Genomic DNA, 17,130 nt, shown 5'->3' on the forward strand with positions numbered 1-17,130 from the left:
ATTTATTCCAGTACTTTATCTAATGCTTTTTGAAGTTTCTTCAGCTGTTTCTGGTTCGGTAAAACACCCGCTTCATGCAATGGTTGGATGGCTTCGTGGCATTGCAGCAAGGTGTCTTGGCCTAGTGATTTTATAAAATCCTCTTTTGCTGATTGCTGCATCAGTTTGTTGAGAGCATCACGGGCACTATTGTTATCTTTATTTTGCAAAAATTCTTGCGCAAGGGATTCCAGATCGAATACTTGCCGGGCTTCTTCAGATAGGCGGGCTCTGCGCTCTTCCCTTGCTTTTGCTTCCTGTGCTGCTTTTTGTGCTGCTTCTCCTGCCGCATGTTGTTCGGCCTGAACCGCTTCGTAGCGTTCATCTGTTAGCAAGTTGATCGATTTATTTGGCTCAGCTTGTGCGTTAACTGGCAGGTCGAGAGACTTGAATTCTTCTTTGGTAGCTGACTGTAAAACATTGAGGTTGTCAGTCTTTGTTGAATTAGTGTACTCATTCAGTTGCATGTATGGTTGATTTGGATTGGCGCGTGGTGCTGCCATCGCATACAGCTCATTCAACTGAGGTGATTCTTGCCAGCTATGTTCTTCAGTGGCTTCGGAATAGGCTGAATTCATCAGATGCGTAAAGCTGAATCTGGCTTTTTTCAGTAAGGCATTGCCCTGTTGTTGGTCTGCGCTCATTGTTTGTAAATCAGAACCGGTTATTCGGAGTGAGGTACGGCCCATACCAAAAGGCTTACCCATTCCGATGTTATGGAACACTCCCTCTTTTTCGCCAAAGTCGAGGCTCCAAAGCAGCGCGCCTAGCTCTGCTTCGCGTAGGTTGTGAAAATGAATTTTAAAACAAAATTGGGCTCCTTGTTTTAATGGCAGCAGTTTTACCTGTACCTTAGTGTTCTCAAGTTGCTTCGCGTCTAGCCTTGAAATTTCGACATCTTCCCATACCTGATAACGCTTCCAACCGGCTAGTTCGGCATTTTTATCCATCAGGGTTTTGTAGTCATTAGCGGTAGCTAACTGGCCACGTCCATCGCCTTTGTCCTGTCGGACATAGGCCGGATAGTAGGTTGGTTTAGGGCCATTGAGTATAGTGGCCGGCAACGGTTCATATTCGGCTTCGCCTTTTAATTGAGCTGAACCAATATTGACACGGCCGCGCAAAGAGTGGCCTTCACCTTCATCTATTTGGCCGAAAACCAGAGCAGGCAGGTCTGGGTGTGTGGCATCAATATGACTGGCCTGAGTATGTTTTACGGCATCATGGGTGGTGTTTTTATAAGCCAGTTTGTAAAGAAAGGACAACCCCATCGAAGCGATCTGCGTACTGTTTTCCATGTAGAACACAGGTACACCCTGTTCTGAATATGCGGCTTTCTTTTGCTCCCAGTATTTCCAGTCTTCCGACTCGTTGTGAATAAACTTAAAGTCGCGAATCACAGACAGGGGTACTGTCTTACTTTCTGATGCAGGGGAGTAAAAAACAAACTCCCATTTCTTGTTTTTGTTTATTTTTCCGGTGGAGTTGTTAAACACCTTGCCGGGTTGGCCCGTGACAACGATTTTACCTTCATATTGCCCTTGCTTATCCGGTACGGCGGTGACTCCTTTGTTTTTATGTTGGCTCGTTATGAATTTTATACCCCTGAAGCCACCCAGCAGTTCATAGCGTTGATGCGCTTTGGCGTTCTTTTTATCGATCCAGCAGCGTTCGGTTACATCATCACATGCTTTGATGATGTCACTTTGAAGTATGCGGGCCATCTTGCAGGGAGTGATTTGCCAGCAGCCTGCCTGGGTGTTGTATTTCAACCAGCCCGGCTTTCCCCCCTTGGGGTTACTGATGAATTGCTTAGTAAAGAAGTTATCCGAAGTGCTTAGGTCTCTAACGCTGTAACGTTTATCGTCTAAACGGTTAAACCGGGCAAAGCTAGCAATCTCAAGCACATTGCTTAAGGCCCCTTTAATAGTGCTTCCGGGAATGACAGGTGTGCCGTCTGGTGCTTTGAAGAATTCGACCAGACCGGGTTCTTTATCGGTAGCAGGTTTTTGCTGACCTCCTACCAGGATGTGTGTATGACAGGTCATCTCGACATGCAACGTGCCACTTACTCCGTCACTGAACGGCATATCGTGCGATACCTGATCCGCCCAGTGGGGGAGGAAGATAAAGCGGGATAGCGGTACAAAGTTATATGGGGTATGGATGCTCATGGGTTACCTCCTGTAAATCCTATGAAGATGGCATCGGTTGTCGTCATGCCACTTTGCGGGAGGTCTTCCCATATACGAGCGTATCCAAGCGGGGCTTGTCCTTTTTCTCTGGATTCGAAGTGGATACGATCAGCAAGGGCGTCGGCTTCATCAGCACTGTCTAGCCAGTTAAGCGTGATCTCTAACCAGTTCCATCGTTTGTTTCGGTAATTCAATCGCAGGCTGTTACCGTTTTTCAGCAACAGCTCCGCCTCAAGAGGCGCCATTGTGTGATCCAGATTAAGTGCATCGCCTGTTTCTATGCGCTGCACTTCATCGGGCCAGGTGATCCACCCGCAATCGATTTCGGCGGCCTGGAGCTTGTTGATAACTTCCTGTGGGTCGGTCAACGTCGTAAGGGCATAGTTGAGTGCGACCGGTTTGATCTGTTGCAGCTCTTTACTGCCCGTACTTTCTGCCAACTGATTAATGTTGGCTAAGGTTTTCTGGTATTCCATTATGCACCTCCCTTTATCCATTGGCCTTCGTCACTCCAGACGATGTCGCCTGTGCAGCTACCCAATCCTCTTGAGCCGCTGGCGCCTAAAGGAAGTCTGCCTTGGCAGAGGTCTTTCAGTGTCGCTAGCAGTGCCTCTCTGGCTTTTTTACCAACTTTTTCTGGCTTCAGGAACGTCAGGCTGATTGTGAATTCGGGCTTATAGAGGACTTCTTCGGAGTAGAGCGCGCCATCTATGACGCCGCCGGTAAAGCGATCTATTTTGTTATGCCAGAGTTTGCTGGTTTGAATGGGTTTGTCGAGGTAGATATCGTTTAGTAGAACCTGTCCTGCGGCACCTTCGGTTTTTCGCTGGCCATCTGTTGTTTTGTCTGTATCGCTGGCATAGCCAAAGAGCTGCTTAACATCGATGCACTGCTCCCTTAACGTGGCCTTAGCTCTGTCCTTATCACTAAACTGTTCGTTTAGTCGGTTGCTATGGAAGGTCAACCGGTGTGCCAGCGCCCCTTTTATCGCACTAGCGGGAATAAGCGGGTAGCGCTGGCTGAAGGAGGCCTTATTGATATCCCATAGCAGGTACTTTTCAGATTGCATGGGTAAATCAGCGGGTTCTTCACTGTTATGTACCGGGATATCGCCGCCGCCAATGCGCATAAACCCTTCGCCTGTTAGGTTAATTGTCGCGATTATGTGTCCTTCTTTAGTAGAGAGGGCTTCAGTTGAGTGCGTTTGTAGTGCTTGGAAATCTGATAATTTTCGGCTTAGATTCTGCCATGCGGTAGCATCTTCGGCATTTTTCAGGTTGAAACAGCGGCTCTTGATTTGCTTGATACAGAGTGCCCCGAAGCCGGACCGGGTATTACTGCCTAAACGAAAAGCAGGTTGCTTAAGCAGGTTCAGTAAGGCTAGCCAGCTCGAATCATTTTCCTGATCACTCCAGTATTTTAACTCAAACGTAAAACGTACTCCTTTGGGGGCGGCCGTAACATCAAACTTGCCATTATCTTCGGCACAGCCTTTGTCATTCAAGCGCACACGTTCGCGCTTTAAAGGTTGTGATTGGCTGAGTTCGTCCAATATGGAGTCTTGGCTGGGATCAATCCGGCCTTCGATCGGTGTATTGTTGGAATCATGGACCATCCCCCAGCTGACCTGTACCTGTGAAATTTGCGCATCATCTTCACCTGTTTGCTGGTCAAGCTGGCCGTAGCCAAAGAGCGCCTGCGATTTTTCTTTACCCAGTTGCCGTAAGTCCAGTTGTTGTAAGTAAAGATGGCGTAATACGCCGCGAATGCTAGTAGCGGGCAATGAAGGTAAGCCATTGGCATCTCTCACCAATGCTGTATCAAAGTTCAGTTCTGCATGCCCAGTTTGAACCGATATCGGTGAGGTGGCTTCTATCTGAACTCTTGCCAGATAGAGATAGGGACGCGTTTTCAGCATCTTATTTGCCCTCCTGTGCTAAGCTTATTTTTTCACCACGAGGCTTGCGCATTTCGGCAGCCAGTAAGGCAATTCCCGCACTAAACGATCCATCTAGCACCAACTGATCCTTATCTTTTATAGAAATGAGAGTGTGCGTCTTTGACAGTTCCCGATTCGGAATTAGTTGAGAAAACAGCCATTGAACAAAGGTATGGTCCGGGCTAACTTGTAGTCCCCAGCTGTATACACTGCCGGCTCGTTCACGACAAATCGCTATCTTTTCACCGATAAAGAGTGTTTCGTAAAGTTTATCAGGCTGGTTACGAAGGTCTCGTGCGGTCTGGTATACAGCGCCCCATTGGGAGGCGCTCGGGCCAATCGGTTGTTTCGGGTCAACGGCATTTAATTGGCGTGCGGCCACATACTGTTTGCGGATGCTCTCCAGTAAATCATCCAACCAGATTTGGTTAGTACTAGACACCTGGTCTCCCGGTTGTGCGCGTAGCCATTGAATAAGAGCGCTTTCGTTTTTCGTGTCGACTTGCTGTTGCGGAATGTTAACTGTTTTTCCGGTAGAAAATTTCAGCGGCGTTGTTGTACAAATGTCGGCATTAGCCACTACCATGCCCAATCCACTCTCAGTAAAACATCCCTGTGGGTGCTGTAAGTGTTCCAGTTGTTCTTTTGTCAGTGGATCAAGGTTTGTGAAATGGATCACGCTGCCCTGAGTGATGACCTCTCTAAGCTGATCAAAGGCTTTACGGTAGCTGTTAAAAGGGCTGTAGGCACGGCTGCGGATGTAACTGTTGGACGTGTCGAATTGGCCTCCGCTTAAGCCAAAATACTCAGGTTGAGGCTGCAGTGTGGGTTGCAGGGTTTTAGTATCACATAAGGCTAGATCCGATAAACACCAAAGCGTCAGTTGTGTAGCTCCAACGTTGATATTGCTTTCAGGGATAAAATCGGTTTCTTTTAACACTTGAATCTCAATTCGTCCGAATTGCGCTGAACGAGAACGGCCTATTCGTGCAGGCCCTTCAAGCGAGTTGATTAGTGTGTTGAATAAGTCTGCGGGTACTTTATCCGTACATTCGACAAATGCCAAGAAACGCTGGCCCGCACACAAGGCTTCATAACCAAACAGCTGTGATTCTGCCGCACGCCCCGTTCGGCTGTTGATGGCTGTTTTCATCGTCGCTGCCTTATTTACGGTTACCTGTTCGCCTGATGCGGTGATATAGGTCCCACGTAATTGCTTGGGCTGTCGACTCTTGTTAATTTCATCAATCCCCGGGCGGATAATGGTGCTGGCAGAGAGTGTGTTGTCTTTGTCTGGCTCTGCGCCTTTGTAATAGTGCAAAGAGAGAGGCGATGGAAAGGTTGGATGCCCTCCAGCGCTGAGAATAAAGCCATTCTGGAAACTAACATGGCCGGAATGGAAGAGTGCCCAGGATTCACTCGGTTCTTGTATTTTTTTATAAAGATTGGCCGCCGCTACCCCCAATAACAGACTGCCGGGAATGTAATCTAATGTGCGGTGTCCACCTGTTGTCGACGAACTGGCACTGATGATGACATCATCTATGAGCGTTATGAGTAGTGCTTTTTTCATGCGGCTTTACCTCCTTGTTCTGTCATTGTAAGGGTCGCCCTTCCTAACCCGCGATTACGCATCCCGCCTACGTGGTCGATAAGTGAAAGTGACTTTTCAAGTACCTTAAATACGGCTAGTTCAGTTTTTTTATCAGCCTCAAAACTGATCTCGGCAAAGAGGGTTAGCGGGATGACAACTTCGGCGCCTCTGAGCGAGCGGTCTTTGGCAGTACCTGTTGCTTCATTTATGGCAGTCGAGAATATATTCCGGTACAGGCCTGGCTTAAGCTGCGCGTCATTAATGATTATCTGATCAACTTCAGGTAGCTCTGCATTACTGATGAACACCAGGCCTGCAACCGTCGTAAAACGTGAGCTGTCATCATCATCGTTCTCATTCCGTGTGCCAAACAGCCAATCTTCCAGCTCTTGTGTAGTGACAGGCAAATCGAGTTCTTCAAACCAGCCCCAGTGGGCTGCGCTGGCTACAGCGTCACGCAGTAATCCCTTCAGATGACGACCGTTCAGTAAAGGGATGCCAGCATTGTCTTTTTCGACGAGGCTATCAACATGTCTGCCACTGGTTCGTCCTGTACCTGCATGCCAGTAGCTCTGAATATCTATTCTGAGTTGTATATTCACGCGGCTTCTCCTTCCGTATTTGGCACAGTTGGCAGGTAGGTGAGGAGGAGTAGATCAACCAGCGGGCTTTTGCCTGTCACCGAATCGAAGGGGATTTTATGCTTACTTTCAAGTGAGCAGATTGCTGCCAGTAACTGGTCATACTGTTCCAGCAGAGGCTTGTTATCTGTACATGTTTTTGCCGCTTCGATATCTCGCCAGCGAGCGTAACGTTGCTGAGCTTTATCTGTGTCTTCTTTCAATAACGTGGCAACCTGGCGCAGGCCGCTGCGGTTGAGTTTTTCTTTCCCGAATAAGTCGGCCAGTTGTTGCAGCTTGGTGAATTCTGGCAAGTTGCAATCTAAACCATAAGCGCCCATTGCCAGTTCTTTCTGGCTTTTATTTATAGTAATGCTCCATTCATGCTTTCGAATCTCTTTGACTTCTTCGATGAGTGCGGCTGAAACCTGATGAAAAGCGATGGCAGCTGGCATCAAGGTACCCTGATCTGCAGCAGAGATAGCTTGTCGAGACTGACTCTTCGCTTCTTTGCAGAGGGACTCGGCAAGCTGATGTGCCTGAAGGAATGGCTGGTTAGACTTGATGAAAGCAACGCCCGCGCAAGCAGTTAATACTTTGAGGCGATTAATATGGTATGTCTGTCCCTCTATTTCAACCTGATCCCGCCCCAGTTCATCACGAACCGTTTGATACAGGTCGGCCAGCTTTTCTGCGGTTTGCTGAGCGAAGGCTGTGCAGAACTCTGCTGCAAAGGGCAGAGCTAGGTCGGCTCTGATCAAAATAGTGAGGTCGTCCCCGCCCAGAACCAGCGGACGGGCAGGGATAGTCGAGTCTTCTGCAGGTATAGACGCAAATACTGCCTGCATAGCGTCTTTTGCCGCAGCCTGTGTAGCGGCTTCCATCGCATTTGAGAACTTGCGGAATAGCTCTACGTAAAGGAGATCACTGCTTTTTCCCTGTTCGGTTGCAAGGCTTACAACGGTTTCTATAACTTTGCCCAGCACCATTAACAGCTCGCCGATGCCGTTACCGTCGGCATGGATCAGGGCAATGCCGCGATCGTCGTTTATAAAAGGGAAATCGCCCTCTTTCGGTTCCAGGTTGATAGGCCATTGTTCAGGCTTGAAGGTTTTACCAGCAGGTATGAACTTCGGTACGAGGGATGCCGGAGCCTGCTTTTTCTCGCGCTTAATTCGGGTAGCATCATCGACCCATTCACAACGTGAGTGATCCCATTTAACGACGGGTTGCGCTGTTCTTGGCGAGCGGCGTATCAGAGGCCCCGGAACCGGGTGTTGTGCCATCAGTATATTTCGCTGCTGCGCCATTTTTTCGAGCGCATTTTTTATCGCTTCTGGTACAGTTTCAGCTGTTTCAATAACTTGTACTATCTCTACTCCCGGAAAGTGCTTTCTGACGTAGAACGACCACAGGCTCCGTAATTCTTCAGCTTTCGCCGGGTCACTCAGAATAGCGTAAACAGCACCACCGGCTTTACGAGAAAACCAGATATTCTCGTTCTCGCTCAACTGGCAAGTTTCCAGTACATCTTTCAAAGGCTTGCCGCAAAGAGCATCCAGCTGATCGCTGGCAGCGACCATATCTCTGAGCTTACCACCTTCAAAAATGAAGCTCTGTACTGAGCGTGTTTCGAATAGATATGCGGTTCTGGACATCATGTCCTCCCTTTCCGTTCTGTGGGGTAACTGTTATTGATTAATTGACATTTATATCAAGTACGTGAGAAGTGAATTCATGAGTGTCTGTGTAGTGTAATTCGATACCGTTTTTCACGGAGGCAGCCGATAAAACTGCTGTCATATAGCTGACACCGCCAGTGACATCGATAACGACATTTTTGCAGTTCTGTCCATCTTTAGTGTCGATATTGTGAATAATATGAAGCACTGCTTCTGTGAACTGTTTGAAGTTATTAGATGGAAGACCTTTGGCGCAGTTTGAAGCTATGTCATTGTTTACAATATAGTCTTTGTAGTTGAATACATTGATATTCCTTTTATAGAACTTTGTTTTCAAAAAGTCTCTGAAAACTTCATATTGCTCATAAGAGCCAGTATTACCACTTGTTGTAATAACAATGATTTCATTTATCTCAGGATACTGCTCAATAACCCTTAAAGAAGGTATCCAGTTACTTTGGTAAAGCGTACCCCTGAGATCACGTGCTGTTTTATCTCGCGGAATATTTTTTAAATTGCTGGCAAATTTATCTAATGTGTCAAAACCAGTCGTCTCTGTTGGTATTTCATCGCCTTGCTCTCGTGTTATATCTGTTTTGATGTTGTAGGCTTTATAAGGAGATAGAATACACAATAGGATATTTTTCTTAACCTTTTCGGTACCGTCTAGTAAGTCGTAACGATCCGCGTAGGTATAAGAACTCACACCCTTCTTGTAAAAGATCCAGAACACAATAAGTACTATTGTTATAATAAGAGTATCGATAAAAGAGTCGACAAGAATGTTGATATCGTACGTTAATATAATCCCTTGTAGAGAGGGCGTTAAAAAATGCTTTATCAGGTCTAATAATAAATCTGAGAACCAACTTACTAAGATGAGTAAGAAAATAACCCAGAGAACTTTCTTGCCGAATGCATCTTCAACAGCACTATTTATACTGGTCTTGAATTTCTTACCTGGACTCATTATCTGTTTTCTCCCTACTAATGCTAAATTCTTCTAACCGTGGCGCACACTGCTTAAATTCAACCGTATCTAATTCTTTACCTCGCCACTGAGAAGGTATATCAAGGCTCAAATGAACATATTTAGCCTGACGTTCACAGACCTGCGCTGCGACATGAATGGGCAGAGTTCCAATGACAGCGTCATCGACTTCTATTAAATTGATATCCAGATGGGTTATGACCTGATCAACTGGCATCTGCTGGCTAATCCAGTCGATAGCGGCTGGGTGGCGACTAACTAAGTAGTTTTTTGGCATGTCCGACTGCTCATTCCTTGTATCCTGAGCCTTATAATTCCGGTCTCAGTTTTCTTTGTCCATACTGACAAGATTGTCACTCACCTGATTTATCCATTCAATTAGGCGTTTTGCTAAGCGCTTGGTAGCTTGCCCGGATACTAGGACTGCCAGACTTGGGCGTAGATCTTAGTTGTGGAATGCTTCTGTTGAGCTTGCATAGCGAATCATAGGCAAAGAGTTTCATACCATGAGTCAGTAGCTTTATCGGGTGTAGTCGGAAATACACTTTTAAGTTGGCGAGGTCATGAGCAGGTGTTGCAGCCAGATTACTCGGTGCATTGATCCAAGCAAAAAATAGTGGATTTTCGTAACGGCTTGCAAAGTTTGAGGGAATGGATCGCAGCTGAGATTCAGGCCCCAGTATTAATAAGGTAGCCAAGTGTTTCAGTGAAACCAGCGACGGATAGTTTTTAAAGTTGTCCTCGCCCCAAAGGCCGATATGCAGTTCGTTCATCCTGATAACATCCTGTACTGCTTTGTTTCATATTAATTCGGTAATCCGTCTCTGATATGAAATAAATCTGACTAACCAAAAACCATAAATTACTCTACATATCAAGAGTACGTTTTGAAAAAACATTGAAAGAGGGTATGTGTAACTCCTGTAAGAGGGCTTTTTCTTTTGATTCTCGGTGTATCTTCTTTCCTTAGATTATCTGCCTGATTCAGGTATGCCCAAAAGAAACCGCACGCCAGCCATGACAATCACTCGTAAATAAAACACGAAACCACTTAAAATGAACCTTTAAAGGTGAACCACTCAAAGCGGACTCGTGCTGGTGTGTTTTTTGAATTAAGTGCTTTTCATATGCTTTAAAGATGAACCGGGAGACGCCGGATAACTCTCCACTTGAGTGATAACATAGTAATCCTACCCCGTAGCGAACCTTATTGGGGATTTCAGATAATAAGTACAACACTCATTATTGAACGGCGAGAGGCGATCGATTATTTATCAGTAGGTTAAGTGGTGGCAGTGGCTGGAGTCGAATTGTAGCAGCTTCCGGCAACGGATTTTGAATTCCCTTGAGTGTACTGGTGGTTTTTCATGATGATACGTTAGGCACGTTAATCATCATTAACGTGCCTATATTATTAGAGGGTAATGTCATGCCTGTTCAATATCGATGAAACTGTAAAGAGAAACGGTAGCCTCTTGTAATGCTAACGGCCATGTCGTTAGCGCCGTAGAGATCTTACTAATTGGCATGGGCTAGTCGAATAAGGTCGATGATTAAGTAATCATTCCATATTTCATTCGATTGATAATGTCGCTGACGTATCCGATGCCAGTCATAGTATCGAGATACTCAATATTAGATTTATTGCCAAAAATAACCTGAGGCGTATGCATCCACTTTTTAGCCTGATCTTCATCGCCGAAATACTCTGTAGCACTCGCATGCCACTTATACCGGAGGTTGTTCAGCATTTAAAGTTGCTTGCTGCGCTTATGCGTATATGGCTATACATCCGTTTATGAACCATGATTTGCTTCTTGAGAAATCAAACAATAAAGTCATTAACCAACTAAAAGGGTCGGTTAATGACTTTATTGTTTTTTGTGTAAATGGCCATGTTGTTAACTGTTTGATTTATATAGGAGGCTACTTAGCATCTTTATTGTTCACTCACACGTAGGCAATAGCGGTGGAGAGAACAGCAAGCCCAACAATGGCTGTCCATGTCTCCGGGCTGGACTCTGCAATATCGAGAGGCCCGTCTACCATGAGGGTGATGGGGGTCAATACGAGTGCCGATGCAGTGACCTGACCAGCAGCCGTAATAATCGGGTTGATAGCCATTGTTTTGAATCGACGGCCAAATACGCCTGCAAATGCATAAGACAAAGTCGCTGCAATGATGGCGACTTGTGCAAGCAAGCTACCGCCGCCACCTATCGCTGGTAGTCCGATCATCACAACGACGCCGATAAAGCCGACTGCTACCCCCGCAAGTTTCAATGGAGTCATTCGTTCATCAGGTAGGAGTATTCCCGCGACGACAACGGTGAAAATGGGGGTCGCAGCGTTAAGAATCGATGCGAGTCCAGATGCTATTTGAGTTTGCCCCCACACTATAAGAACAAATGGCATGACATTGTTTAGCAATCCCATTCCCAGAAAAGCAATCCAAATCTTTACGCTCTTTGGAGGACGCAGCCCCATGACCAGAGCAATACTCCATAACGCTATGGCTGCTAGTCCTACCCTGAGCGTCACAATTGTCAATGGAGGCAACTCAGTAACAGCAACACCGACAAAGAAGAATGATCCCCCCCATAATATGGATAATACGATAAGCATTATCCACTCACGAGCGCCCATGGAGGTGTTGATAGATGAAATCATAGTCAGTGCTGCTCTCGTATTCATTTATAGTGGAACCAGCTTAGAGAGAGTCAGAAGTATATACCATCCGATTCTTGCGCCTGAATTACTTTGATAGCAATTTCTACCCTATGCAATGCTGTTCAATTGCTGCCCATTGACCAGGATGGACATTATTCAGCAACAAGCGGATGGAAACGCCCATGAAAGTAAGTTTTCATAGGTGTAATCAACTTCAAATTGAGGAACATATCATGCCGATGCCGTCTGAGCAGGAGATGCGGGACGCTATAGCCGCAAGAGATAAGTCCCGCGACGGAGACTTTTTTTATGGTGTCATCACCACGGGGGTATTCTGCCAGCCATCGTGTTCTGCCCGGCGGGCCAAACCCGAGAACCTGCGGTTTTTCTCAAGTAGCGAAGCCGCTATGCTGGCTGATTTCAGACCCTGTAAGCGCTGCCAGCCCACAGGGGAAGGAATATCAGGAGTGGAGCGACTGGTAAAGGTCGCCCGCTATATTGAAGAGCATGTTGATGAAAAAATGACGCTTTCAAACTTGGCAACTATTGCAGAGTTGTCTCCCTCCAGATTACAGCGGTTATTCAAAGACGCATTTGGTGTTTCACCCAAAGCCTATCAGGACGCTCTTCGAATGCGACGCTTCAAACAATCGTTGAAAGAGGGTAGCGGTGTGACTGACGCAATTTTCTCATCTGGATTTGGCTCCATTAGCCGCGTTTACGGCGAGGCAACCCGTAACATAGGCATGAGCCCCAAAGCATACCGAGCGGGAGGCGCTGGCGAGATCATCACCTACGCTTGCCGGCATACAGCGCTTGGCCTGATGGCGATGGCCGCTACGGATAAAGGTGTTTGTTTCGTACAGTTTGGTGATGATGAAGAGTCACTGATCACTAAGCTAAAAGAGGAATTTCCTCGTGCCGGATTGAGTGTCTCAACTGCTCTGAAAACGCCTGAACTGGATGCCTGGATGGAAGCACTGGAACAGCATATTGGCCAGGGCGCTCCCCGGCCTGATTTACCACTTGATATGCGAGGTACCGCTTTCCAAATGAAAGTATGGCAATTTCTGTTGAGCATCCGGGAAGGGGATGTACTCAGTTACAGTGAGTTGGCCGTACATATCGGTAAACCCAAAGCGGTTAGGGCCGTTGCATCAGCATGTGCAAAAAACCGGATAGGCGTGCTGATTCCTTGCCATCGTGTCTTAAGAGGGGACGGAAGTCTCGGTGGATACCGCTGGGGACTGGAGCGCAAACGAGCATTACTCGACATGGAAAGAGAGCGACCACGAGATAGTGTTCAGCCAGTGCCACACTCAAAGTCAGGTCTTTGAAGAGTTCTGAGGCAAACGACTGCTTTGTGGTGTTGTCTAATATCAGAAGAGCAAGCTAGAAAGGCCCCTTTGGATCGGGTAACCGACCTGATCTGTGATACTAATTGGGGGCGCTACGTTTTGCTGGTTAGATAGAGAATGGATTGCTACTATTGATGATTAGTAGGGAGTCAATTTACCGAATATCTGGCAGAGGTTATCTTTATTTTACTGAGCTTCGATATTCGGCAGCATACGTAAACATAGGAGGTCGATATGATTTCCCGGATACCTCAATATTTCATATATACAACACTCTTATTTGTTTTCTTAACAAACACTTCATTTGCAGCAGAGACCTCAGGTATTCTGGATGGTATGACTTTTGTCGGTAATAACGGCGAAAAGGGGCGCGAACCGGACCCCGATGAATACGAGGAAATTGTCTTTCAGAATGGACTATTCAGATCCGTTTCATGCGACCCCTATAATTTTAGTAGCAGCGAATATACGACAACAGTTATTGGCAATACTATCCACTTTGAAGCGATGACCGAAAGCCCGACCCATGGCAAGATTGCTTGGCAGGGGGTCGTGGATGGCGATACAGCCGAAGTAACCTTCATTTGGACAAAGGAAAGATGGTATTGGGATATACGTAAAGAATACTGGTTCAGGGGAACCTTAAAGGAGTGAATGATCATTCTTGGAATGAGTTAAATACATCATCGTTTATTGGGCCGCTTAATTATGGTCGATTCAAATAACTATCAAACACAAGCCTCCGGACTAGCTCGTTTTCTGAAAATCGCGTTGATAATTTTTCTCATTGCGGCTTTGAATTTTGGCGGCACTTGGTTTGCGCATCAGATTAACTTTCAATTGTTTCCCAGGCATGATGCGATGCTTAATAGCATCATTCTAGGGGCTATCTTCCTTTATATATTATTGATGGCTACACCATTTATGCCAGGAATAGAGATAGGTCTGGCTCTCATGCTGCTGCTTGGGAGCAAAGGGGCTTTATTAGTATACCTGTGCACTCTTGCTGCGCTATCAATCAGTTTTATCGTTGGAAGAACCATCCCTCCTCGTCTGGTTTACAGGTTTCTTAAATGGCTGCATTTGAATAAGGCAAGCTCCTTGGTACACCAGCTTGAGCCCTTAAATCAACAGGAACGACTTAAGTTTCTGAATGAAAAAATGCCCGCTAAGGCAGCTCCCATACTATTAAAATACAGGTATCTGACCATTGCTGCAGCGTTAAACCTACCTGGGAATGCGCTTATAGGTGGGGGCGGTGGAATTTGTCTGGTTGTTGGCATGAGCAAAATAGTCCCTTTCCACGCCTTTATTCTTCTGCTGGCCATCGCTATTGCGCCAGTTCCACTTTGGTTTTACCTATTCGGAGGCTAAATGGAAGCAAAGATAATGCATGAAAGGCACACAGATCTTAAGGATAATTTCTAACAAAGTTATTTCCAAGCCCGTTGGGGATAGCCCATTTCCGGCAGTAATCATTGCTCACGGTTGCTTTGGAGTTGAGTCAAACCAACATTCGTGGGCACAGCCTGGGGATATGTCGCTATTATTGTTGATGGCTTCACCCCCGCAGATGTAAATACTGTTTGTGAAAGTCCGCTTTGGGTAAGCGAGCTGAATCCGGTCTTCAGGTTTACTCAGGTATAAAGGACGTACATATGCGTCTAATTGAGGCAAAAATCACTTAAATCCAGATTAAAATGCTTAAATATCAATAAAAATTGCCACCCCGGGGATAGGCTTATTGTTTTTATTCTCAACTGTTTTTCTGCTTTAAAAATAGTTCATCCATCCATTTCTATACGAAAAATTGCCGTTAATTTAGCAACTTATCAAAAATAGACAATTAATAGTCTTGAAAGTACAAATGCTAATCATTATCATTATCGTCTTTAGTTAGGTAACTATTTAGGTGTCATCCGTGAGTGTTGAAGCAGAATTGATTATCCCGGCTGAGCTGGGTTCAAGTGAAGTGTCGGATAAGGGGGTATCAATAGCGCCGCTGGCGAAAGAGGCCGCTTCCGGGTCGTTGGATCAGGGCGATGCAATGGCTTCGTTGGCTCAGGAGGCGCCTTCTGTAGTTGAGAGGGTGCAGGACTTCTTAATAGTCGGTGGGCCTGTGGTTTGGATTTTATTGGGCTTTTCGATTATAGCGTTGAGTATTGTACTGGTTAAATTGTGGCAGTTTGCGTTGTTGCGGCCTGAAAGTATTCGTGATGTTACGCAGGCATTGGCGTTGTGGCGCGAAGGGGAGCATGGGCAGGCAAAGCTTGCCTTGAAGCGCAAACGACCTGTTTCTGAGCTGGTATCTATCGCGATGCGGGGCGTGCTGAATGTTCGCCAAGATATGGATTTGCTGAAAGATGAACTCGAGCGTGTGGCAGCGTTACGCCTGAATCAGTTGCGTGCGTTACTGCGGCCACTTGAAGTTATTGCAACATTAAGCCCTTTGCTTGGTTTGTTAGGCACAGTGCTGGGTATGATTACTGCCTTTCAGCGGATGGAAGCGGCGGGTAATCAGGTCGATCCATCAGTGCTGTCTGGTGGTATCTGGCAGGCGCTCCTGACCACAGCGGTAGGGTTAGCGGTGGCTATACCGGTCGTAGTGGTGCATAGCTGGTTGGAGCGAAAGGTGGAGCGGGTAGCAGCGCTAATGAGCGATTCTGTGACTCAGGTTTTTACTGGCTTGCAGGCTCCGGTGGCCGGGCGGTCCGAGCATGAGGAGTTGAAGCGTGCAGCTTGATTTGCAGCCTGTACGCCGTCGTCAGGCGATTAGCCTGACGCCATTGATTGATGTGGTGTTTATCCTGCTGCTGTTCTTTATGTTGTCGTCTACTTTTATTCAGTGGCGACAGGTTGATCTGTCAGTTGCGCAGGTAGGTAACGATACATTATCTGAGGTGCACCGGCTTCACTTGATCTCTGACCAGGGCGCTTTCGAGTATGCGGGGCAGCATTACCAGATGCAGGATGCAATTGCGATGCAAGCACTGGTATTAAAGGCACCTGAGGCTGTTTTTTCCATTGAAGTGGAGCCGGGAGTGATGACGCAGACAATGATTAGCTTGCTGGATAATTTGAAACAGGCGGGTGCACAGCACGTTTCGCTGGCCGGTGTCTTACGATGAGAGCCTTACCATGAGCGGGCTGTTATTCAGGGGATCTGCCTCGTGTATCACAAGCGTGAAAAAGGCACAGAGCCGTGACGATAATTTGATTCCGCTGATTAATGTTGTGTTTTTGATGTTGATTTTTTTCATGGTTGCCGGACAAATTCAGCGTTCTGATGCACAAACGGTACAGCCACCGGAGTCACTCAGTAACACCCGGCAGGCAGAGGGTGGGATAACGTTGATCGTTACCGCGGATGGGGCGTTGTATCTGGATAATCAGAATGTTGATGAAACAGGGTTAGCGTCGGGTTTGCTGGCTGCTTTTTCTCAGGCAGAAAAACCGGAGGCGTTTGTTGTTTTGGTAAAAGTGGATGCGGATTTACCTGTTGATGTTTTGCAAACGGTCTTACGCCAGATTAAAGCGACAGGATTGATGCGTGTCTCTTTGGCAACTCGCCAGGTTAAGGTGGATGAAAAATGATTTCAGCACGTCATGGATGGATGGCTTTTATATGTGCGGCACTGATGCACGTCCTAGCATTAGGGCTGTTCTTTGCTGCGCCGTCTGAGGGGGCAAAGGATAAAGGTGAGCAAGGGATCGAAATTGATTTGGGCATGCTCGGAAACTTAGGGGAATCGCTTAATACCACAGAGGATGTGCCAGCAGATCCTATTAAAGAACTAACAGCAGAAGCGCCGCCGCAACAAGAGCCGCCAAAAGAGGTATCAAAAGAGCCCGCAAAAGAAGCGCTGCAAAAGCCTGAGCCCGAACCGCTCAAACAGGCAGAGGTTCCTCAGCCGCCTAAGCAAAATGTGGCGCTTAAGGTAAAACAGACAGCCAGGACGGCCAAGACTGAGACAAAACAAGTGCAGGCAACGAAGCAAAAAGTGTCTGTAGCAGAAAAGAAAATATCAACGGGTGTTGGTGA

At 46.6% G+C, this 17,130-nt stretch carries 17 protein-coding genes and 1 pseudogene; 7 read left to right on the forward strand and 11 right to left on the reverse strand.

All coding sequences use genetic code 11. The annotated features are described in order from the left end of the window. Positions 1–2 precede the first annotated feature (2 nt). From ABY436_RS00340 to ABY436_RS00390, 11 genes are all read right to left on the reverse strand, one after another. Positions 3–2,213, reverse strand: a complete 2,211-nt coding sequence (locus ABY436_RS00340; RefSeq protein ID WP_372737038.1) for a TIGR03986 family CRISPR-associated RAMP protein — start codon at positions 2,211–2,213, stop codon at positions 3–5. Further along, entirely contained in the window at positions 2,210–2,710 is a 501-nt protein-coding gene (locus ABY436_RS00345) for a hypothetical protein (RefSeq protein WP_372737039.1), read from the reverse strand. Before ABY436_RS00345 ends, ABY436_RS00340 begins: the two co-directional genes overlap by 4 nt. Continuing rightward, on the reverse strand, positions 2,710–4,152 hold the full coding sequence (locus ABY436_RS00350; protein WP_372737040.1) for an RAMP superfamily CRISPR-associated protein: 1,443 nt from the start codon (positions 4,150–4,152) through the stop codon (positions 2,710–2,712). Before ABY436_RS00350 ends, ABY436_RS00345 begins: the two co-directional genes overlap by 1 nt. A 1-nt stretch (position 4,153) precedes the next feature. Further along, the gene (locus ABY436_RS00355) at positions 4,154–5,746 is read right to left on the reverse strand and encodes a hypothetical protein (protein WP_372737041.1); all 1,593 of its coding nucleotides are present in this window, start codon (positions 5,744–5,746) and stop codon (positions 4,154–4,156) included. Next, positions 5,743–6,369 carry an RAMP superfamily CRISPR-associated protein gene (locus tag ABY436_RS00360; protein ID WP_372737042.1) on the reverse strand — a complete coding sequence of 209 codons (627 nt, stop codon included), beginning with the start codon at positions 6,367–6,369 and terminating at the stop codon, positions 5,743–5,745. Before ABY436_RS00360 ends, ABY436_RS00355 begins: the two co-directional genes overlap by 4 nt. After that, positions 6,366–8,045 (reverse strand): hypothetical protein, encoded by a 1,680-nt coding sequence (locus ABY436_RS00365; RefSeq protein WP_372737043.1) that lies wholly within the window; start codon positions 8,043–8,045, stop codon positions 6,366–6,368. Before ABY436_RS00365 ends, ABY436_RS00360 begins: the two co-directional genes overlap by 4 nt. A gap of 40 nt (positions 8,046–8,085) precedes the next feature. Then, a complete protein-coding gene (locus tag ABY436_RS00370; RefSeq protein WP_372737044.1) occupies positions 8,086–9,039 on the reverse strand; it encodes a hypothetical protein in 954 nt (317 codons plus the stop codon). Then, a complete protein-coding gene (gene csx16 / locus ABY436_RS00375; protein ID WP_372737045.1) occupies positions 9,026–9,337 on the reverse strand; it encodes a CRISPR-associated protein Csx16 in 312 nt (103 codons plus the stop codon). The genes ABY436_RS00370 and csx16 overlap by 14 nt, the downstream gene beginning before the upstream one ends. 97 nt (positions 9,338–9,434) lie before the next feature. After that, entirely contained in the window at positions 9,435–9,833 is a 399-nt protein-coding gene (locus ABY436_RS00380; protein ID WP_372737046.1) for a hypothetical protein, read from the reverse strand. 780 nt (positions 9,834–10,613) lie between these two features. Beyond that, entirely contained in the window at positions 10,614–10,811 is a 198-nt protein-coding gene (locus ABY436_RS00385) for an antitoxin Xre/MbcA/ParS toxin-binding domain-containing protein (RefSeq protein ID WP_372737047.1), read from the reverse strand. Between the two features lie 199 nt (positions 10,812–11,010). Continuing rightward, on the reverse strand, positions 11,011–11,754 hold the full coding sequence (locus tag ABY436_RS00390; RefSeq protein ID WP_372737048.1) for a DMT family transporter: 744 nt from the start codon (positions 11,752–11,754) through the stop codon (positions 11,011–11,013). A gap of 209 nt (positions 11,755–11,963) precedes the next feature. On the opposite strand from ABY436_RS00390, the gene ada reads away from it, so the two are divergent. The 7 genes and pseudogenes from ada to ABY436_RS00425 form a co-directional block, all read left to right on the forward strand. Further along, positions 11,964–13,067: a bifunctional DNA-binding transcriptional regulator/O6-methylguanine-DNA methyltransferase Ada gene (ada, locus tag ABY436_RS00395; protein WP_372737049.1), complete on the forward strand. Its 1,104-nt coding sequence runs from the start codon at positions 11,964–11,966 to the stop codon at positions 13,065–13,067. A 255-nt stretch (positions 13,068–13,322) separates the two neighbouring features. Further along, a complete protein-coding gene (locus tag ABY436_RS00400) occupies positions 13,323–13,742 on the forward strand; it encodes a hypothetical protein (protein WP_372737050.1) in 420 nt (139 codons plus the stop codon). 54 nt (positions 13,743–13,796) lie between these two features. After that, positions 13,797–14,462, forward strand: coding sequence for a hypothetical protein (locus tag ABY436_RS00405; protein ID WP_372737051.1), 666 nt, complete (start codon positions 13,797–13,799; stop codon positions 14,460–14,462). A gap of 547 nt (positions 14,463–15,009) precedes the next feature. Beyond that, positions 15,010–15,831, forward strand: a complete 822-nt coding sequence (locus ABY436_RS00410) for a MotA/TolQ/ExbB proton channel family protein (protein WP_372737052.1) — start codon at positions 15,010–15,012, stop codon at positions 15,829–15,831. Beyond that, positions 15,821–16,216: an ExbD/TolR family protein gene (locus ABY436_RS00415; RefSeq protein ID WP_372737053.1), complete on the forward strand. Its 396-nt coding sequence runs from the start codon at positions 15,821–15,823 to the stop codon at positions 16,214–16,216. Before ABY436_RS00410 ends, ABY436_RS00415 begins: the two co-directional genes overlap by 11 nt. A gap of 55 nt (positions 16,217–16,271) precedes the next feature. Then, positions 16,272–16,682: an ExbD/TolR family protein gene (locus tag ABY436_RS00420; RefSeq protein WP_372737054.1), complete on the forward strand. Its 411-nt coding sequence runs from the start codon at positions 16,272–16,274 to the stop codon at positions 16,680–16,682. Further along, positions 16,679–17,130 (forward strand): annotated as a pseudogene (locus tag ABY436_RS00425) (hypothetical protein); the annotation flags it as partial. The gene ABY436_RS00420 and the pseudogene ABY436_RS00425, both read left to right, overlap by 4 nt.

Source organism: Neptunomonas sp., from assembly GCF_041601355.1.
Taxonomy (GTDB): domain Bacteria; phylum Pseudomonadota; class Gammaproteobacteria; order Pseudomonadales; family Balneatricaceae; genus Neptunomonas.